This is a genomic window from Streptomyces sp. NPDC001700, assembly GCF_053596435.1.
Window position 1 is genome coordinate 284,390 of record NZ_JBSFGE010000004.1, and the last position, 17,748, is coordinate 302,137.

At 73.6% G+C, this 17,748-nt stretch carries 18 protein-coding genes; 12 read left to right on the plus strand and 6 right to left on the minus strand.

Features of this window, described 5'->3' with window-relative positions; genetic code table 11:
- Positions 1-12: 12 nt before the first annotated feature.
- Entirely contained in the window at positions 13-2,397 is a 2,385-nt protein-coding gene (locus ACWC5C_RS09725) for a phosphoketolase family protein (protein ID WP_450874916.1), read from the minus strand.
- 127 nt (positions 2,398-2,524) lie between these two features.
- On the opposite strand from ACWC5C_RS09725, the gene ACWC5C_RS09730 reads away from it, so the two are divergent.
- From ACWC5C_RS09730 to ACWC5C_RS09750, 5 genes are all read left to right on the plus strand, one after another.
- Positions 2,525-3,166 carry a CBS domain-containing protein gene (locus ACWC5C_RS09730; protein ID WP_450874917.1) on the plus strand — a complete coding sequence of 214 codons (642 nt, stop codon included), beginning with the start codon at positions 2,525-2,527 and terminating at the stop codon, positions 3,164-3,166.
- Positions 3,163-4,074: a universal stress protein gene (locus ACWC5C_RS09735; RefSeq protein WP_450874918.1), complete on the plus strand. Its 912-nt coding sequence runs from the start codon at positions 3,163-3,165 to the stop codon at positions 4,072-4,074. Before ACWC5C_RS09730 ends, ACWC5C_RS09735 begins: the two co-directional genes overlap by 4 nt.
- Positions 4,075-4,618: 544 nt before the next feature.
- Entirely contained in the window at positions 4,619-5,686 is a 1,068-nt protein-coding gene (locus tag ACWC5C_RS09740) for an alcohol dehydrogenase catalytic domain-containing protein (RefSeq protein WP_450874919.1), read from the plus strand.
- Positions 5,687-5,692: 6 nt separating this feature from the next.
- Positions 5,693-6,394, plus strand: coding sequence for a pyridoxamine 5'-phosphate oxidase family protein (locus ACWC5C_RS09745; RefSeq protein WP_450874920.1), 702 nt, complete (start codon positions 5,693-5,695; stop codon positions 6,392-6,394).
- 26 nt (positions 6,395-6,420) lie between these two features.
- Positions 6,421-7,089 carry a CBS domain-containing protein gene (locus ACWC5C_RS09750; protein ID WP_450874921.1) on the plus strand — a complete coding sequence of 223 codons (669 nt, stop codon included), beginning with the start codon at positions 6,421-6,423 and terminating at the stop codon, positions 7,087-7,089.
- Positions 7,090-7,105: 16 nt separating this feature from the next.
- Here ACWC5C_RS09750 and ACWC5C_RS09755 read toward each other — a convergent pair whose 3' ends face one another.
- A complete protein-coding gene (locus ACWC5C_RS09755; RefSeq protein WP_450874922.1) occupies positions 7,106-7,687 on the minus strand; it encodes an Rv1733c family protein in 582 nt (193 codons plus the stop codon).
- 204 nt (positions 7,688-7,891) lie between these two features.
- On the opposite strand from ACWC5C_RS09755, the gene ACWC5C_RS09760 reads away from it, so the two are divergent.
- Positions 7,892-8,623 (plus strand): response regulator, encoded by a 732-nt coding sequence (locus ACWC5C_RS09760; protein ID WP_450874923.1) that lies wholly within the window; start codon positions 7,892-7,894, stop codon positions 8,621-8,623.
- Between the two features lie 51 nt (positions 8,624-8,674).
- The gene (locus tag ACWC5C_RS09765) at positions 8,675-9,637 is read left to right on the plus strand and encodes a hypothetical protein (RefSeq protein WP_450874924.1); all 963 of its coding nucleotides are present in this window, start codon (positions 8,675-8,677) and stop codon (positions 9,635-9,637) included.
- Here the strand turns inward: ACWC5C_RS09765 and ACWC5C_RS09770 are convergent.
- From ACWC5C_RS09770 to ACWC5C_RS09780, 3 genes are read right to left on the minus strand one after another with little or no spacing between them, the layout of a single operon-like run.
- The gene (locus ACWC5C_RS09770; protein ID WP_450874925.1) at positions 9,576-11,288 is read right to left on the minus strand and encodes a sensor histidine kinase; all 1,713 of its coding nucleotides are present in this window, start codon (positions 11,286-11,288) and stop codon (positions 9,576-9,578) included. The two genes, ACWC5C_RS09765 and ACWC5C_RS09770, sit on opposite strands and share 62 nt — an antisense overlap.
- 20 nt (positions 11,289-11,308) lie before the next feature.
- Positions 11,309-11,791 carry an NUDIX domain-containing protein gene (locus tag ACWC5C_RS09775; RefSeq protein WP_450874926.1) on the minus strand — a complete coding sequence of 161 codons (483 nt, stop codon included), beginning with the start codon at positions 11,789-11,791 and terminating at the stop codon, positions 11,309-11,311.
- Between the two features lie 37 nt (positions 11,792-11,828).
- Positions 11,829-12,599: a methyltransferase domain-containing protein gene (locus tag ACWC5C_RS09780; RefSeq protein WP_450874927.1), complete on the minus strand. Its 771-nt coding sequence runs from the start codon at positions 12,597-12,599 to the stop codon at positions 11,829-11,831.
- An 87-nt stretch (positions 12,600-12,686) separates the two neighbouring features.
- On the opposite strand from ACWC5C_RS09780, the gene ACWC5C_RS09785 reads away from it, so the two are divergent.
- The 4 genes from ACWC5C_RS09785 to ACWC5C_RS09800 all read left to right on the plus strand — a co-directional run bounded on the left by ACWC5C_RS09785 (position 12,687) and on the right by ACWC5C_RS09800 (position 15,992).
- Entirely contained in the window at positions 12,687-13,193 is a 507-nt protein-coding gene (locus ACWC5C_RS09785; protein ID WP_450874928.1) for a winged helix-turn-helix transcriptional regulator, read from the plus strand.
- 347 nt (positions 13,194-13,540) lie between these two features.
- The gene (locus ACWC5C_RS09790; protein WP_450874929.1) at positions 13,541-14,218 is read left to right on the plus strand and encodes a peptide deformylase; all 678 of its coding nucleotides are present in this window, start codon (positions 13,541-13,543) and stop codon (positions 14,216-14,218) included.
- A 140-nt stretch (positions 14,219-14,358) separates the two neighbouring features.
- On the plus strand, positions 14,359-15,117 hold the full coding sequence (locus ACWC5C_RS09795) for a GNAT family N-acetyltransferase (protein WP_450874930.1): 759 nt from the start codon (positions 14,359-14,361) through the stop codon (positions 15,115-15,117).
- Between the two features lie 8 nt (positions 15,118-15,125).
- Complete coding sequence (locus ACWC5C_RS09800; RefSeq protein WP_450874931.1) at positions 15,126-15,992, plus strand: lysophospholipid acyltransferase family protein; 867 nt, start codon at positions 15,126-15,128, stop codon at positions 15,990-15,992.
- 45 nt (positions 15,993-16,037) lie between these two features.
- On the opposite strand, the gene ACWC5C_RS09805 is transcribed toward ACWC5C_RS09800, so the two are convergent.
- Positions 16,038-17,027 carry a pirin family protein gene (locus ACWC5C_RS09805; protein WP_450874932.1) on the minus strand — a complete coding sequence of 330 codons (990 nt, stop codon included), beginning with the start codon at positions 17,025-17,027 and terminating at the stop codon, positions 16,038-16,040.
- A 177-nt stretch (positions 17,028-17,204) separates the two neighbouring features.
- Here ACWC5C_RS09805 and ACWC5C_RS09810 point away from each other — a divergent pair, with 177 nt between their 5' ends.
- On the plus strand, positions 17,205-17,747 hold the full coding sequence (locus tag ACWC5C_RS09810; RefSeq protein ID WP_385439895.1) for a hypothetical protein: 543 nt from the start codon (positions 17,205-17,207) through the stop codon (positions 17,745-17,747).
- Position 17,748 lies beyond the last annotated feature (1 nt).

Consider the following 17,748-nt stretch of genomic DNA (forward strand, 5'->3'; position numbering starts at 1 on the left):
GTGAACTGCCCGCTAGCCGGTCCAGGACCACTCCGCGACCTCGGGCATATCGGTGCCGTGGTCGCGGATCCACTGGTGGTGGCGGGCGCGGGCGTCCTGCATTCGCTGGCGTACGGACACGGCGCGCACCGCGAGTCCCGGGGTGCGGTCGATGACGTCCATGACCAGGCGGTAGCGGTCCAGGTTGTTGCGGACCACCATGTCGAACGGTGTGGTGGTGGTGCCTGACTCCTGGTAGCCGCGCACATGCAGCTGCGGGTGGACGGCGCGCCGGTAGGCCAGCCGGTGCACCAGCCACGGGTAGCCGTGGTAGGCGAAGATGACCGGCCGGTCGCGAGTGAACAGGGCGTCGAACTCGGCGTCCGGCATCCCGTGCGGATGCGCGTCCCGTGGCAGCAGCCGGGTCATGTCGACCACGTTGACCACGCGCACGGCCACATCGGGCAGATGGCGGCGGAGGATCCCGGCGGCCGCCAGCACCTCCTGGGTGGGCACGTCGCCCGCGGCGGCCAGCACCACATCGGGCTCGCCCGCGCCGGACTCCGTACCCGCCCAGTCCCAGCTTCCGGCGCCACGGGCGCAGTGGACCCGGGCCTGGTCGAGGTCGAGCCAGTCGAAGCAGGGCTGTTTGCCCGCGACGACGACGTTCACGTAGTCGCGGCTGCGCAGGACGTGGTCGGCCACGCACAGCAGAGTGTTCGCGTCCGGCGGCAGATACACCCGTACGACCTGGGGGCTCTTGTTGAGCACATGGTCCACGAAGCCGGGGTCCTGGTGCGAGAAGCCGTTGTGGTCCTGCCGCCACACATGGGAGGTCAGCAGGTAGTTGAGGGAGGCGATGGGGCGCCGCCAGGGCAGGTCGCGGGCCACCTTCAGCCACTTGATGTGCTGATTGACCATGGAGTCCACGATGTGCACGAACGCCTCGTAGCAGGAGAACAGGCCGTGCCGTCCGGTGAGCAGATAGCCCTCCAGCCAGCCCTGGCAGAGGTGTTCGGAGAGGACCTCCATGACCCGGCCGTGCCGGTTCAGATGCTCGTCGGTGGGGAGGACGTCCTCCTGCCACGCCTTGCCGGTGGCCCGGTAGACGGCGTCGAGCCGGTTGGAGGACGTCTCGTCGGGGCCGACGAGGCGGAAGTCGCGGCGGTCGGCGGTGTCCTCCATGATCTGCTCCAGCAGCCCGCCGAGGACCCGGGTCGGCTCGTGCAGGGTGACGCCGGGCTTGTCGACGGGCACCGCGTACCGCGCGAGGTCGGGCATGGGCAGATCGCGCAGCAGCAGTCCGCCGTTGGCGTGCGGATTGGCGCCGAGCCGCCGGTCGCCCTCGGGCACGCAGGCCAGGACGTGCGGGAGCGGGCGCCCCTGGCCGTCGAACAGCTCCTCGGGGCGGTACGAGCGCAGCCACCGCTCCAACTGCCGCAGATGCTCCGGGTTCTCCCGGACGGCGGGCAGCGGCACCTGGTGGGCGCGCCAGGTGTCCTCGACGGGCACGCCGTCGACCTCGACCGGTCCGGTCCAGCCCTTGGGCGTACGGAGTACGATCACCGGCCAGCGCGGGCGCTCGACGGCGTCCTCCTCGCGGGCGGTGCGCTGGAGGAGGGCGATCCGGTCGAGCGCCTGGTCCATGGCGTGGGCCAGCGCCCGGTGCGTCTGGAGGGGATCGTCCCCGGGGCGCGCGGCGACGTGGATCGGCTCGTGGCCGTATCCGCGCAGCAGATCGTCCAGCTCGGGGCCGGGGAGCCGGGCCAGCACCGCCGGGTTGGCGATCTTGTAGCCGTTGAGGTGGAGGATCGGCAGCACGGCGCCGTCGTGCACCGGGTCGAGGAACTTGTTGGCGTGCCAGGAGGCGGCCAGCGGCCCGGTCTCCGCCTCCCCGTCGCCGATGACGCAGACGGCCAGCAGACCGGGGTTGTCGAGCGCCGCGCCGTACGCCTGGGCCAGGGAATAGCCCAGCTCACCGCCCTCGTGGAGGGAGCCGGGGGTCTCCGGGGCGACATGGCTGGGCACCCCGCCGGGGAAGGAGAACTGCCGGAAGAGCCGGGCCATGCCCGCCGCGTCCCGGCTCACATCCGGGTAGACGTCGGCGTAGCTGCCGTCCAGCCAGGATCCGGCGAGCACCGCGGGCCCGCCGTGGCCCGGGCCCCAGACGCAGATCGCGTCCAGGTCGCGGGCCTTGATGACCCGGCCGAGGTGGGTGTGGACGAGGTTCAGCCCGGGTGAGGTGCCCCAGTGGCCGAGCAGCCGCGGCTTGATGTGCTCGGGGCGCAGGGCTTCGGCCAGCAGGGGGTTGGCCAGCAGATAGATCTGTCCGGCCGCGAGGTAGTTCGCGGCGCGCCAGTGGGCGTGCAGGGCGTGCAGTTCGTGCTCGGTGGGGGCCGTGGTCGCTGCGTCGGACATGAGGGATACGTACCCCTTTTGCCGCTCGGGTCACGGTCGGACCCGGGCCGTTCGGCCCTGACCCGACCCCGGGCAGCCCAAGTGGCCGGGCGGGCGGCCGGTGGAGGCTGTCCGCGAGGAGGCGGGGATGAAGCATCGCAAAATCGGCAACGTGATGACCGACGACGTCGTCCGGATCGGCCACGGGGCCTCGTCCGAGGAGGCCGGGGCGCTGCTCGCGCGGCACCGGATCGGCGGGCTGCCGGTGGTGGACGAGGACGACAAGGTCGTGGGCGTGATCACGGGCACCAACTTGGCCCACGCCGATGCCACGACGGCCGATCCAGCGACGGCCGATCCCGCCACGGCCGGGCAGTTGATGTCCCGCCCCGCCGTCACCGTCCGCCCGCAGGACACCATCGTCGACGCCGCGCGCTCCATGGCGCGCCACCGGGTGGAGCGGCTGCCCGTCGTCGACGAGGAGGACCGGCTGATCGGCATCGTCACCCGCCGCGATCTGCTCCGCGTCTTCCTCCGCCCGGACGACGAGATCCGCGCGGAGGTCATCGACGAGGTGCTGGTGCGGTCCCTGTGGCTCGGGCCGCACGCCGTCGGGGTGACCGTCACCGACGGTGTCGTACGGCTGGAGGGGGAGCTGGACCGGCACAGCGAGATCCCGATCGCGGTGCGGATGGCCGCGCAGGTGGACGGGGTGGTGGCGGTCGTGGACCGTCTCACCTACCGCGTCGACGACTCCCGTACGGCGGCCCCCTCGGGCGGTGCGTCATGACGGAGCCCGTACGGCCGACGTCGCGCAACGGCGGCCGGGTCGTGGTCGGTCTGGACGGCTCCGACAGCGCCTGGCACGCCCTGGACCGGGCGGTCGGCGAGGCGCGGCGGCGCGGCGCCACGCTGGAGATCGTGCACGCCTGGCCCTGGGCGCGGACCGATCCGCTCGCCTTCGACGCGGACACCGAGCCGCAGCGGCCCCCGGTCGAGGTCGCCCGGACCGTGCTGCGGCTGGCCATGTCGCGGGCCGCCGAGCAGGGCCCGGGCTTGCGGATCGTCCCCACCCTCACCCCGCAGGACGCGGTGCCCGAACTGCTGCGGATCGGCGAACGCGCCGCGCTCATCGTCATCGGCACCCGGGGGCTGGGCGGCTTCACCGGGCTGCTGCTGGGCTCGGTCGGCCTGCGGCTGGCCGCCCACACCCACCGTCCGCTGCTGGTCGTACGGGGCGACACCCCGGCCCCCGCGTACGGGCCCGAGGGCCACGGCAAGGTGCTCGTCGGCGTGGAGAGCGGCGCGGACGAGGCGGCCGCCCGGTACGGCTTCGAGGACGCGATACGGCGCGGCGCGCGGCTGCGCGTGCTGTACGCCTGGGCCCGCCCCCGCCTCTTCGCGGGCGACCACGCCCTCCCGTCCCGCGAGGCCGTGGCCCTGCGGGCCGAGCGGGACCAGGAGGTCACGTACCGCGTGGTGGCCGCGCTGCGCGAGGAGTTCGGCCAGGTGCGCGTGCAGGAGCACACGACCCACACCGCCCCGGCCCAGGCCCTGGTGGAGGCGTCGCGAGCGGCGGACGTCCTGATCCTGGCGGTGCAACGCCGAACGGCCCGCCTGGGCATGCAGCTGGGCCCGGTGACCCACGCGGTCCTCCACCACGCCCACTGCCCGGTGGTCCTGGTCCCAGTGGGCTAACCCCCACCCCGCCCCTCCCCGAAACTGGAGGCAGGCCCCCAGCCCCCCCCCCGGCGCAGTCGGCCGGGTCGGGGTTCGGCCCAGCGCTCCCAGGCCCGAGCCCTGCCCCGGCAGGGGCCAGCGGGCATCCGGGCCCAACCCCGACCCGGCCACGTCCGGCGAGGCCCAGGCCAGTCCCTGGCCTCGCCGGGGCCGGTGGGCCACCCGGGCCGAACCCCTGGCCCTGCCGGGCCTGCCGGGGGAGGGCTTGCCCCAATCAACCGGCCGAGGGGCAAGCGGTCAGGGTCCGGGGCGGCGGGGCCCCGGCGGCTCGCCCGGGGTGGTTGGGCCGGTTGACCTGGGGTGGGGCCGGTTGGCCCTAGGCGGGGGGTGGGGGCCTCGTGGTCGCCTGGAAGCGGCACCGGGGGCATTCGACACGACGCGGAGAAGCGGACCGGCAAGCACTCACCGCGTACCGCGCACCGCGCAATCCGGGCCCACGAGAAGCGGGCGGCCCCCGGCGCCGCGACGCCCCGCACGAGCGGAAGCACGAGAGGAAGTGGCCATGAAAGCACTCGTCTTCCAGGGGCAAGGGCTGTCCTCCTGGCAGGACGTGCCCGACCCCGGCATCGAGGACGCCACCGACGCCATCGTCCGCGTCGACACGGTCACCGTCTGCGGCACCGATCTGCACATCCTCAAGGGCGAGGTGCCCGACGTCAGGCCCGGTACGGTCCTCGGCCACGAGGCCGTCGGCGAGGTGGTCGAGACCGGCCGCGAGGTGCGGAGCGTACGCCCCGGGGACCGGGTGCTGGTGTCGTGCATCTCGGCCTGCGGCCACTGCCGGTTCTGCCGGGAGCGCGCGTACGGGCAGTGCCGTGGCGGCGGGGGCTGGATCCTGGGGCGTTCGATACACGGCACGCAGGCCGAGTACGTCCGGGTGCCGTTCGCCGATCTGTCCACGCATCCGCTGCCCGCGGCGGCGGACGCGCAGTACGCGGTGCTGCTGGCGGACGTGTTCCCCACCGCCTACGAGGTGGGCGTGCTCAACGGCCGGGTCGCGCCGGGCGACACGGTGGCGGTGGTCGGCGCGGGCCCGGTGGGGCTCGCCGCGATCGCCACCGCCGAGTACTTCTCCCCCGGCCGGATCATCGCCGTCGACCTCGCCCGGACCCGGCTCGACGCGGCCAAGCAGGTCGGCGCCGACGCGGTGGCGGACGCCGCCGAGGAGCCCGAGCGGCTGATCGACGACCTCACCGAGGGGCTGGGCGCCGATGTGGTGATCGAGGCGGTGGGGACGCCGCGGAGCTTCGAGATCTGCACCCGCATGGTGCGTCCGGGCGGACGGATCGCCAACGTCGGCGTACACGCCCGGCCCGCGACGCTGCACCTCGAAGAGCTGTGGAAGAAGAACATCACGATCACGACCGGGCTGGTCGACACGTACTCCACGCCCACGCTGCTGTCGATGCTGGCCGCTGGCCGACTGCCCGCGTCCTCGCTCATCACCCATCTGTTCGAACTCGACCAGATGGAGGAGGCGTACGACGTGTTCGCCCGGTCCGCCGACACCGGCGCGCTCAAGGTGGCGATCGGCGGACACCATCCACCCCTGGTCACCCGAGGGAAGTGAACGGCGATGGCCGAAGCATCGAGGACGGCCCACGCGGACACCCGGCCGATCGGCGCCGGAGGCGGCGGCGACCTCGGCCGCCGGGTGGCGCTGCGGCGCGAACAGCTCGGCCTCTCCCGGGCGGCCCTGGCCGCGCGGGCGGGCACCTCGCCGGGCTATGTGCGCTACGTGGAGGAGTACCCCGCCGATCCGGGCGCCGGAGTCCTGCTCCGGCTCGCCGCGGCGCTGGAGACCAGCGCGGCCGAACTGCACGGCGGCACCGCCATGTCCCCGCCCGGCCTCGGCCGGGCCGGGCACGACGCCGATCTGCTGGAGCTGAGCCCGCAGGAGTGCCGGGACCTGCTGGCCACGCACGGCGTGGGCCGGGTCTCGGTCTCCACCGCGCCGGGCCCGGCCATCGTGCCCGTGAACTACAGCGTCGTGGACGACGCCGTGGTGTTCCGGACCGCGCCCGACGCCACACCGGCGGCCGCGGCGGGCGCCGAGGTGGCCTTCGAGGTGGACCACATCGACGAGGCGCTCAGCGAGGGCTGGAGCGTGCTCGTGGTGGGCCGCGCCCAGCGGGTCACCGACCCGGCGGCGGTACGGCGGCTGGACGACGCGGCGTACACCCCGCCGTGGCCCGGCGGCGGCCGCGACCTGTGGCTGCGCATCGAGCCCGAGCGCGTCACCGGCCGCCGGATCCGGGTGCTGGGCGGCCCGGAGTGACAGAGCGCTGAGAGCAGGAGGATTCCGTGTCCCGGACCGCGCGCATCGTGAGCGATGTGATGACCCATACCGTCGTCGCCGTCGGCCGCGAGGCGCCGTTCAAAGAGATCGTCAGGACGCTGGAACAGTGGAAGGTGAGCGCCCTGCCGGTGCTGGCGGGCGAGGGCCGGGTCATCGGGGTGGTGTCCGAGGCGGATCTGCTGCCCAAGGAGGAGTTCCGGGACAGCGATCCGGCGCGCCTGTCCCAGCTGCGCGACCTCCCGGGCATCGCCAAGGCGGGCGCGGTGAGCGCCGGTGAGCTGATGACGAGCCCGGCCATCACGGTGCACGCGAACGCGACGCTCGCCGAGGCGGCCCGGATCATGACCCATCGGCGGGTCAAGCGGCTTCCGGTGGTCGACGGCGAGGGACGGCTGGAGGGCATCGTCAGCCGCGCCGATCTGCTGAAGGTGTTCCTGCGGCCGGACGAGGAGATCGAGGACGAGGTGCGCCGCGAGGTGGTGGCGCACCTCTTCCCGGCGCCGGGTCAGGCGGTCCAGGTGCGGGTGAGCGAGGGCGTGGTCACCCTCACCGGGCATGTCCGGGACGCCGTACTGATCCCGGCCGCGGCCCGGCTGATCCGGGCGGTCGAGGGTGTCGTGGACTTCGACAACCAGCTGACCACGGCGCATCTGACGGCGGGGCCACCGGCCTGAGATCACATGGCGTGCTCTACGTGTGGCGGCGCGTCCAGCGGGGCCCTACCTCGGCCCACGCCCGCTCCCACTCACGCTCCCGGCCCCGGTCCAGCCGCCACCGCACCACCCCACGGCCCACCAGCGACACCAGGCACACCCCCGCCGACGCCGACGCCCCGGCCAGCGTGGCCCGGGTCGCCGCCTGCCGCTCCGTGGGCGGGTCGGAGACGAGACGGCCGCGGTCATCGGTCCACACGGTGGTGGCCGTACCGGCGCGCCTGCCCTCGTCGACCCGCGCCGTGCCGGTGTGCACGACGCCGTCGGGCCCGGTCCACCGCACCTCGGCGCGCACCCGGGCGGTGTCCGTGCCGTCGGCGGCGGGCAGCGCGGCGGGCGCGTTCTCCAGCAGCACCGCGGGCACCCGGTGCCGGTCCGCGCGCTCCTGCCGCAGGCCGTCCGCGACGGCGTCGCCGGTCGCGACGCCCGCCGCCGGGCCGCCGACCACCATCACCAGGCCGGTCACCAGGACCACCCAGGCTTCCACCACGTCCGAGCGGCGTTTGAGGGGATTGCGCCGCCATCGCCACAACCACCGCCCCCGCACGTTCGTGCCCATGATTCAGACCGTGGCACGCGTACGGAGGTGAGACGAGGGCCGGGCAGCCCTCTCCACCCGGGGCCTTTCGGTCCCGTCGCGGCCGTGCGGGGGCCCGTTCGGCCCTGGTGCGGTGCGGGGCGGATGCGCCACGCTCGACTACCGGGGGCCGGGCGGACGTACGTACGTAGCGGAACCGACAGGCGGACGAGCGGCGAGGGCGCCATGACCGAGACCTGGGCCGGGACACGGGTGACACCACCGGCGCCCATCAGGGTGTTCCTGCTCGACGACCACGAGGTGGTACGGCGCGGGCTGCACGATCTGCTGGACGCCGAGCCGGACATCGAGGTCGTCGGCGACGCGGGCACGGTGGACCACGCGCTGGCCCGGGGCCCCGCGCTGCGGCCCGACGTGGCCATCCTGGACGTCCGGCTGCCGGACGGGGACGGCATCACGGTCTGCCGGGAACTGCGCTCCCGCATGCCGGGACTGGCCTGTCTGATGCTCACCTCGTTCGATGACGACGATGCGCTGCTGGACGCGATCATGGCCGGGGCCGCGGGCTATGTGCTCAAGCAGATCAAGGGGTCCGACCTGGTCTCCGCCGTACGGACCGTCGCGTCCGGCCAGTCGATGCTGGACCCGGCCACCACGGCCCGGCTGATGAGGAGCCTGCGCGGCGACACCGCCCCGCAGGAGCCCCGGGACGAGGCGCTGGCCGGGCTGTCGCCGCGCGAGGGGGAGATCCTGGCGCTGATCGGCGAGGGGCTGACCAACCGGCAGATCGGCAAGCGGCTCTTCCTGTCCGAGAAGACGGTCAAGAACCACATCTCACGGCTACTGGCCAAGCTGGGCGTCGAACGCCGTATCCAGGCCGCCGTCCTGGCCAGCCACACGCCCCCGTCCCCGCCCCCGGCGCAGGCTCCCGACGCCCGTCCTGCCCCGCCCCGCTGACCCTGCCCGTCCCGTTCCGACCATCGGCCCGCCCCCGGCGAGGAGAAGCCCATGCAGCCCGCAGTACTGGACGCGGCGACGCTGGAGAAGCTGATCTCCGCCGCCGTCGCCGCTCCGTCGATGCTCCACGCCCAGCCGTGGCGGTACCGGCTGAACCCGGACACCGTCACCCTGGAGGTCCGGGCCGCCCCGGAGCGCGGGCTGCGGCAGGCCGACCCCATGGGGCGGGCGCTGTGCGTCTCCGCCGGGGCCGCGGTGTGCAATCTGCGCGTGGCCGTGGCCCACTTCGGCTGGGAGCCGGTGGTACGGCTGCTGCCGCACCGCTCCCAGCCGGACCTGCTGGCCACCGTACGGCTGACCATGGCCCCGTACGGCGTCCCCGCCCCGCACCCCGACGGCGCCCACCCCACCACCCTGTACGACATGATCTGGCGGCGGCCCGGCGGCCGGTTCCCGTTCCCGGGGCGCAGGCTGCCGCCACGGGAGCTGGGAGCGTTCACCGAGGCCGCGCGCCTGGACGGGGCGTCGCTCTATCCGGCGGGCCCCGAGGAGACCGCGCGGCTGCTGGAGTTGACGGCGGAGGCCGAGCGGCGCAGCGCCGATGACCACCACGGGCCGGGGGCGGACGGCTGCCGGGGGCGCGACAGCGGTCCGTACGGCATCCCCAAGGGCCTGCCGGTGACGGCGCTCGTCGAGAGCAGGCCGACGATCGCCGTGCTCACCACGGCCCACGACCGGCGCGCCGACTGGCTGCGGGCCGGTCAGGCGCTGGAGCACGTCCTGCTGCTGGCGACGGCGCACGGCATCCGGGCCTCGCTGCTGCACCAGGCGCTGGAGTGGTCCGATCTGCGCTGGGCGCTGAGCGACGGGCGGCGCGCGCCCGGCCATGTCCAGATGCTGATCCGGCTGGGAGGCGTCAGCGCTCCGGAAGCCAGCGCTACGCAAGCGGGCGTCAGCGGTCCGGAAGGGGCACGTCCCACACCAGCCGGGTGCCACCGTCCCGGGGTGCGCTGAGGTCCAGCCGTCCGCCCAGCTTCTCGGCGCGCTCCGCGAGGTTGCGCAGACCGCTGCGGCGGCCGCCGTCCGGGATGCCGACGCCGTCGTCCGTCACGGTCAGGGTGAGCCGTGCGCCCCGTACGATCAGCGTCACCTCGGCGGTGTGCGCCCGGGCGTGCCGGGCCACGTTGGACAGCGCTTCGGCGAGCACCGCGACCATGTCGTCCGCGACCGGCCGCGGCACATCGGTGTCGACCAGGCCCTCGGTGCGCAGCGCGGGGGTGAAGCCGAGCGCGGGCACCGCCTCCTCGATGGTCTTGGCGGTACGGACGCGCAGCCCCTGCACCGCCGGACCCGCCTCGTGGGAGCGCAGCCCGAAGATCGTGGAGCGGATGATCTTGATGGTGTCGTCGAGGTCGTCCACCACCCGCAGCAGCCGTTCGGAGCCCTCGGGGTGCTGGACGAAGCGCAGGGTGGACTGGAGTGTCATCCCGGCCGCGAACAGCCGCTGGATGGCCAGGTCGTGCAGATCGCGGGCGATGCGGTCGCGGTCCTCCAGCAGGGCGAGCTGTTCGGCGTCGCGCCGCCGCTCGGCCAGCTTCATGGCGATCGCCGCCTGGCCCGCGAAGCCGAGCAGGGTGTCCGTCTCGATCTGGGTGAAAGCGGGGCTGCGCTCCGTACGGGCCAGGGAGAGGACGCCGCCGACGCCGTCGCTGGTGCGCATGGGGACCGCGACGGCCGGGCCGAGGCCGTTCCAGCGCCGGGGGCCGACCGTGATCCGGGGGTCGTTCGCGACGTCGGTGCTGGTGACCGGCTCGGAGGCGGTGAAGGCGGCTCCGGCGAACGTGCCCTCGCGGGGCAGCACCAGACCTCGGTGCGCCTCCGCGTCGGTGCCGGATGCCAGCGCGACCTGGAGGGAGTCGGAACCGGTGACGGGCAGCATCAGCACGCCCAGGTCGGCGGCGAGGATGCGGCGGGCGTGGTCGACGATCAGCTCCAGCACCCCGGTCTCGTCCACGCCGGACAGCAGGTTGTTGGTGACCTCGGCGTTCGCCTCCAGCCAGTGCTGGCGATGCCGGGCCTCGTCGTACAGCCGGGCGTTCTCGATGGCGACCCCGGCGGCCACGGCGAGGGTGGACAGCACCGTCTCGTCCTCGCCGTCGAACTCCTTACCCCCGCGCTTCTCGGTGAGGTAGAGGTTCCCGAACACCTCGTCCCGCACCCGGATGGGCACGCCCAGGAAGGAGTGCATCGGCGGATGGCCGGGCGGGAATCCGTACGAGGCGGGGTGCTCGGACAGCTCGGCCAGCCGCAGCGGCTCGGGGTGGCGGATCAGCTCGCCGAGGATGCCGTGCCCGGCCGGGAGCGAGCCGATCGCCTCGCGCTGCTCCTGGCCGACGCCCACCGGCAGGAACTCGGCCAGCCGCTGGTCGTCGCCGACGACGCCCAGGGCCCCGTACTCGGCGTCCACCAGCACCACCGCGGCCTCGACGATCCGCCGCAGCACCTGGCGCAGATCCAGCTCGCGGCCGACCGAGAGGACGGCTTCGAGCAGGCTGTGCAGCCGGTCCTGGGTGCCGCGCACGGCGTCGATGCGCACCTGCAGCTCTTCCAGCAGCTCGTCCAGGCGCAGCCGGGGCAGGTACTCGGAACCTCGTACGTTCTCCATGCCCACCACCGTGTTTCCCGTCAGCGTGGCCCGGCCGCCCCGCCGAGCAGTTCGCCGAGCCGGTCGAGGAAGAGCTGCTGCTTCGCGACGATCTTCGTACGGGCCCGGTCGAGGTCCAGCCAGGCGACCCGGTCCAGCTCCGGGAACTCCCGTGTGCGGCCGGATCCGCGCGGCCGCTCCATGGCGAACGTGCCGGGGGTGATCCGCTCCGGGTCGAGGTCGCCCGCCAGGGCCCACGCCGTGACCAGCTTGCCGCCGGTCTGCCGTACGGTGCCCAGCGGGCGGAGGTCGCCCGGGGGCGGCGGCAGCCCCAGTTCCTCCTGGAACTCGCGCCGCGCGGCGGTCTCGGGCAGCTCGTCCCCCTCGTACTCGCCCTTGGGCACGGACCACGCGTGCTCGTCCCGGGCGGCCCAGAACGGTCCGCCCATATGGCCCAGCAGAACCTCGGTGTCCGGGCCCGTCCCGCGGTACAGCAGGATCCCGGCGCTGCGTTTACCCGTCACAGTGCCAGTGTGCGCCGGAACGCGCGGGCTGCCGCGTTCAGCGCTTGACGGCGTATCCGAGGTAGGTGACCCGTGGCCGGGCGTCCGGGGCCAGGACGAACCCGGCCAGCGGCGGGATCCGCTCGTCGGTGATCCGGCCTCGGCGGCGGGCGACGGTGGCCTTGATGAGGCCGCGCGGGTCCCGGGGGCGGAAGTCGCAGATGTCCTCGTTGCGCAGGCCGTGCCGGTCGAGCGCGGCGGCCATGTCGGCGGGGGTACGCAGCCGGGCGGCGGAGTAGCGGCCCGGGGGCATGATCCGGGTGAGCGGGAGGCGCTGGAAGGCGCCGAGGTAGACGAGCCGGGACAGCGGGGTGCGGTTGACGGTGTCGTAGACGAGGACGCCGCCGGGGCGCAGCAGGCGGGCGGCCTCCGCGAGCACCCGGTGGAGATCGGGGGTGATCTCGAAGGTGTCCGCGTAGTAGGCGAGGTCGAACGAGGCGTCGTTAAGGCCCAGTTCCCCGGCGGGCGCGGTCCGGTAGTCGACGGCGGGGTGGCCGTGCGGGTGGGTCTCGCGGGCGATGCGGGTGGCGGCGGCGGACGGGTCGGCGGCGGTGACGCCGAAGCCGAGCCCGGCCAGACCGCGCGCCAGCAGCCCCCGGCCGCTGCCGACCGCCAGGGCCCGGCGCCCCGCCGGGGTGCGGCCGAGGGCGGTGAGGGTGGTGCGGACGTAGTCCATGCGGCACTTCTGGAAGGCGACGGCCCTGATCTGGCGGCCGTCGACGGACTCGGGCGAGGGTGCGTCCAGCTCGATGCGCGGGATGGCGGCCATGGTCTTCCTCTGTCGCGGGAGTGGGTGAGTTCCCTGAGGGAACTTAACATCCCTGGTTCCCCGAGGGAACGCGGGTAGGGTCGGGGCATGACCCGTACTCCGCTCGCCGATGTGGCCTGCTCGATCGCCCGCGCCACCGATCTGTTCGGCGACGCGTGGACCGCGCTGATCATGCGGGACGTGCTGTCCGGGGTCAGCCGGTTCGACGACCTCGCCCATGACCTCGGCATCTCCCGCAAGGTGCTGGCGGCCCGGCTGTCCCGGCTGGTCGAGGAGGGCGTTCTGGTCAAGGAGCGCTATCAGGAGCGGCCGCCGCGTGAGCACTACCGCGCGACCGGGAAGGGCGAGGAGCTGTACCCGGTGCTGCTGGCGCTGATGGCCTGGGGCGACCGCTGGTGCGCCGGTACGGACGGGGCCCCGGCCCGCGTCCACCATCTGACCTGCGGCCGGGACACCACGCCCGTCACCGCGTGCGCGCACTGCGGCGATCCGCTGACCGTCGACAACACCACCCAGCTGCCGGGCCCCGGCGGCCGCACCGGCCCCGGCACCCGGGTCCTGGGCCCGCTGCTCGCCTCCCGCGAACCGCAGTGACGATCCGGGGGGGGGCGACGCACCGGCGGCCACGGGGTCTGGGACTCCGCGGCCGCCGGTGGTCCGCCTCCGGCCGGGAGCTGACCGGGGGCCGACCTGGAGGCTGCCGCTCCGCCGCGTACAACCGGGGAGAGACACCGCGGAGCGGCAGCGAACCGAGTCTCGGGAGGACCCGGACGAGCCGCGGAGGCGTGGGATTCCCCGGCGGCTCAGGGGCGGGTACGGAGCGCGCCCGCGCCGCGTTCACTCATTGTCCGATCGTGAGCATCAAGCGGAGGTTCCCGTTCCGCGCACGGCCGCACGCCGGACGGATTGCCCCGGCCCGGCCTCCTTGCCAGGCTGTCCCCATGCCCACCACCTCCCTGTCCGAGCTGGTCGAAGAGCTGCTCGACGGCTGCCGCCCACTCCCCATCGTCTCCGCGGGTCTCCCCGTCCTGCGGCAGGCCGCGCTCCCCTACGACGGCCAGTTGTCCCCCGGCCAGCTGGACCGGCTGCTGACGGCGATGCGCGAGACGATGCACAACGCGCCGGGCGTGGGGCTGGCCGCTCCGCAGATCGGCGTGCCGCTGCGGCTCGCGGTGATCGAGGACCCGGCCGAGGTGGCGGCCGAGGTGCGCGAGGCACGCGGCCGGGTGCCGCAGCCGTACCGGGTGCTGGTGAATCCGTCGTACGAACCGGTCGGCGACGCCCGGGCGGGGTTCTTCGAGGGGTGCCTGAGCGTCCCCGGCTGGCAGGCCGTGGTCAGCCGCCCCGAGCGGGTCCGGCTGCGCGGGCAGGACGAGACGGGGCGTGAACTGGACGAGGAGTTCACCGGATGGCCCGCCCGGATCGTCCAGCACGAGACGGACCATCTGGACGGTGTGCTCTATCTGGATCTGGCCGAAACCCGCTCCCTCTCGTCCGCACAGGCCGTCGCCGACCACTGGTCACAGCCCACCCCGGCCGCCGCGGCCCGGGCGCTGGGCTTCCCGCTCCCCGGGGACCAGGGGCCTCATGGACGTCAGGACCCCCACGGCACCCCATAACACCTCGCCGACCGACCTGTGGCATGTTTTCGTCATCGGCTGGCAGTCGTCGAATCACCACGCGGACACTGTGCCGTTCGGAGCCGGAGCAACAGTGGTGGCATCACCGCTCCTGACGGTCCCCTGAACGGAGAACAGGAATGTCCGTGCTCACGACGTCCCCGGCTGCGGCCTCCACGAGCTCGTACGTCACCTCCATCGCCCATACCGAGGAGCAGATCCACGCCGCGCAGCGACTGCGCTACCAGGTGTTCGGCGAAGAACGGGGAGGGGTGCTGACCACCCCCTTCCCCGGCCGTGACGTGGACGAGTTCGACGACGTCATGGACCACCTGATCGTCACCGACACCGCGACGGACACCGTGGTCGGCACCTACCGGCTGTTGCCCCCCGGGCGCAGCGAGCGGCTCTACTCGGACACCGAGTTCGATCTGCGGGGGCTCCCCGAGGAGGTGCGCTCCTCGATGGTCGAGGCGGGGCGCGCCTGTGTGCACCCCGACCACCGCTCCGGCGCGGTCATCAACCTGATGTGGGCCGGTCTCGCCCGCTACGTCCTGCTGTCCGGCCACCGCTACCTCGCGGGCTGCGCCTCGGTCCCGCTCGGCGAGGGCGAGCAGGCCGCGGCGAACGCCTGGCTGCTGGGCACCAGCAAGCACGCCGCCCCGCCCGAGCTTCGGGTCCACCCGCTCGACCCGTGGGCTCCGACGCAGACCCTGGACGCCCAGCCCAGCTACTCCGAACTGCCGCCGCTGCTCCGCGGCTATCTGCGGGTCGGCGCCTGGATGTGCGGCTCCCCGCAGCACGACCGCGCCTTCAACGACGCCGACTTCTTCGTCCTGCTGGACACGGAGCGGATGAACGACCGCTACCGCCGCTACTTCCTCGGCGATTCCCGGTGACCCTGCCGGTGAGCGTCAACGCGAACGTTCCGGCGCACGCGTGGGCGGCCTGGTCCCCCTGCTCCCCCAGCTGTGTGTCGCACGCGGCGGAACGGCTGCCCACCACCCGGATCGCCCGCCGTTACGCGGCGTTCAGCCGGGCGATCATGGGCGCGCTCCTCCGGGGCGAGCGCATCGCCGACCCGGAGGCGCTGCGTTCGACCGCCGCGGCGATGCTGGACGCGCTGGACATCCGGCTGGAGGTGGCGGGCGACCGCACCCTCAGCGCACCGGGCGGGACCGGCACGCTGGTGGTGGCGAACCACATCTCCTGGCTCGACATCATCGCGCTGCTCGCCGTCGAACCGGTGGTCATGCTGGCCAAGCGGGAGGTGGGCGCCTGGCCGGTGGTCGGTCCGCTGGCGAAGCGGGCGGGCACGATGTTCATCGACCGCGGCTCCCTGCGTCAACTCCCCCACAGCGTAAGGGAGATGGCGGACCTGCTGCGGTCCGGTCAGTCGGTGATGGTCTTCCCGCAGGGCGTCACCTGGTGCGCCGGGACGGGCGGCAGCTTCCGGCGGGCCACCTTTCAGGCGGCGCTCGACGCGGGCGCCCCGGTGCGGCCGGTGTCGCTGGACTACGTCCAGCACGGCGCACCGACCACGGTGGCCGCCTTCGTCGGCGAGGACGACTTCAGCAGCTCACTGCGCCGGGTGGCCAGCGCCACCGGGCTCACGGTGCGGGTCCGTACGCACCGGCCGCTGCGCCCCGCGCCCGGGACCGACGACCGGCGCGCCCTGGCCGCCCGGGCGCAGGCGACGGTGTGCGGTGCGCGGCTGTCCGTTCACGAAGAACAGATAACAGCTGACAGGTATCAGGTATCAGGTAACAGCTGACAGATGACGTACGGTGTCCGGCCCCGCGCCGGACACCGTACGTACTCAGTTCCGCTCCTCCGCACCGCCCGTGTGCGGGATCCGCCCGGCGGGGATCACGCCGAGGCGGCCGCTCTGGAAGTCCTCGACCGCCTGGGCGATCTCGGCCTTGGTGTTCATCACGAACGGGCCGTAGTGCGCGACGGGTTCACGGATCGGCTGGCCGCCGAGGATCAGCACGTCGAGGTTGGGCGTGCGGCTGTCCGGCCGCACGGTGGCGGCGACGCTCAGGGAGCCGCCCTGGCCGAAGACGGCCAGCTCGTGCGCGTCCAGCGGGCGCTGTTCTGCGCCGACCGTGCCGCGTCCGGACAGGGAGTAGACGAGCGCGTTGAAGTCGGGGCGCCAGGGCAGGTCGAGCCGGGCGCCCGGGCCGAGGGTGGCGTGGATCATGGTGATCGGGGTGAAGGTGCCGCCCGGCCCCTGGTGTCCGGCCACGTCACCGGCGATGACGCGCACCAGCGCCCCGCCGTCCGGCGAGGAGAGCAGCGCGGCCTCAGGACCCTCGATGGACTGGTACTGCGGCGGGTTCCACTTGTTGGCGCGAGGCAGGTTCACCCACAGCTGGATGCCGTGGAAGAGGCCGCCGGAGACCACCAGGTGCTCCGGGGGCGTCTCGATGTGCAGGATGCCGCCACCGGCCGTCATCCACTGGGTGGCGCCGTCGGCGATCAGCCCTCCCCCGCCATTGGAGTCCTGGTGTTCCATCTGGCCGTCGATGATGTAGGTGACGGTCTCGAAGCCGCGGTGCGGATGCCAGGGGGTGCCCTTGGGCTCGCCCGGCGCGTACTCCACCTCGCCCATCTGATCCATGTGGATGAACGGGTCGAGATCGCGCAGCGAGGCCCCGGCGAAGGCCCGGTGGACCGGGAAGCCCTCTCCCTCGAAGCCGCGCGGGGCGCCCGTCACCGAGCGGACCGGGCGCGGCGGCGCGGTCTGCGGATCGGGGGCGGGGACATGGGGCAGCTGCACGGTGCTCTCGACGGTGACGGCGGGCATGGCGCTCTCCTCCCTGCGGGTGCTCGGCGGCCGGTCGGCCACCGCTGTCTAGTTGAACGCTAAACCATTCGGGTGCATTCCCGCATCCGGGCAATGGCAGGGAAGGCGCTGAACAACCGCTTCCGCTCGTCCGTACCCCTGGGTGTGAGGTACGCACCGGAAGCGAGAGGGAGCCTGATGGAAGCTTCACCCCACCCGGTCAGAACGCGGCGCCGCCCCGGGCGGCGCATGGCGCCGGTGCTGGCGGTGGCGAGCGTGCTGCTGGCCACCGGCTGCGGCGGCAGCGGCGGCTCGGCGGACGCCAACGCGGGCGGCAAGGGCGGCAAAGGCGCTACGGCGCGGCCGGGCGGCGGCGAATCGAGCGCCGCGCCCAAGCCCGCGCGGGTGGAGCAGCTGGCGAAGTCCGCGGGCTGTAAACCGGAGTTCACCACCGAGGTGGACGACTACCGGCAGGCGGTGTGCACGAACTCCAAGGGGAAGTTCCTCTTCCTCGACTTCATCAGCATGAAGGCGCAGCGCGACTGGCTGGAGACCGCGCAGATGTACGGCGGGGTCTATCTGGTCGGCAACCGCTGGGCGCTGTCCTCGTCCCCGACGAAGAACATGAAGACGCTCCGGGGCGAGTTCGGCGGCACCATCGAGGAGAGCGGCGCGTTCGGCTCCTCGCCGGGCGCCGCCTCCTCATCGGGTGCGGCACCGTCCTCGCCCGGCACCGGCTGAC

Coding starts and splice junctions, on each gene's coding strand:
- ACWC5C_RS09725 (WP_450874916.1), bottom strand. CDS start 2,397: ATGTCCGACGCAGCGACCACGGCCCCCACCGAGCACGAACTGCACGCC.
- ACWC5C_RS09730 (WP_450874917.1), top strand. CDS start 2,525: ATGAAGCATCGCAAAATCGGCAACGTGATGACCGACGACGTCGTCCGG.
- ACWC5C_RS09735 (WP_450874918.1), top strand. CDS start 3,163: ATGACGGAGCCCGTACGGCCGACGTCGCGCAACGGCGGCCGGGTCGTG.
- ACWC5C_RS09740 (WP_450874919.1), top strand. CDS start 4,619: ATGAAAGCACTCGTCTTCCAGGGGCAAGGGCTGTCCTCCTGGCAGGAC.
- ACWC5C_RS09745 (WP_450874920.1), top strand. CDS start 5,693: ATGGCCGAAGCATCGAGGACGGCCCACGCGGACACCCGGCCGATCGGC.
- ACWC5C_RS09755 (WP_450874922.1), bottom strand. CDS start 7,687: ATGGGCACGAACGTGCGGGGGCGGTGGTTGTGGCGATGGCGGCGCAAT.
- ACWC5C_RS09760 (WP_450874923.1), top strand. CDS start 7,892: ATGACCGAGACCTGGGCCGGGACACGGGTGACACCACCGGCGCCCATC.
- ACWC5C_RS09765 (WP_450874924.1), top strand. CDS start 8,675: ATGCAGCCCGCAGTACTGGACGCGGCGACGCTGGAGAAGCTGATCTCC.
- ACWC5C_RS09770 (WP_450874925.1), bottom strand. CDS start 11,288: ATGGAGAACGTACGAGGTTCCGAGTACCTGCCCCGGCTGCGCCTGGAC.
- ACWC5C_RS09780 (WP_450874927.1), bottom strand. CDS start 12,599: ATGGCCGCCATCCCGCGCATCGAGCTGGACGCACCCTCGCCCGAGTCC.
- ACWC5C_RS09785 (WP_450874928.1), top strand. CDS start 12,687: ATGACCCGTACTCCGCTCGCCGATGTGGCCTGCTCGATCGCCCGCGCC.
- ACWC5C_RS09790 (WP_450874929.1), top strand. CDS start 13,541: ATGCCCACCACCTCCCTGTCCGAGCTGGTCGAAGAGCTGCTCGACGGC.
- ACWC5C_RS09795 (WP_450874930.1), top strand. CDS start 14,359: ATGTCCGTGCTCACGACGTCCCCGGCTGCGGCCTCCACGAGCTCGTAC.
- ACWC5C_RS09805 (WP_450874932.1), bottom strand. CDS start 17,027: ATGCCCGCCGTCACCGTCGAGAGCACCGTGCAGCTGCCCCATGTCCCC.
- ACWC5C_RS09810 (WP_385439895.1), top strand. CDS start 17,205: ATGGAAGCTTCACCCCACCCGGTCAGAACGCGGCGCCGCCCCGGGCGG.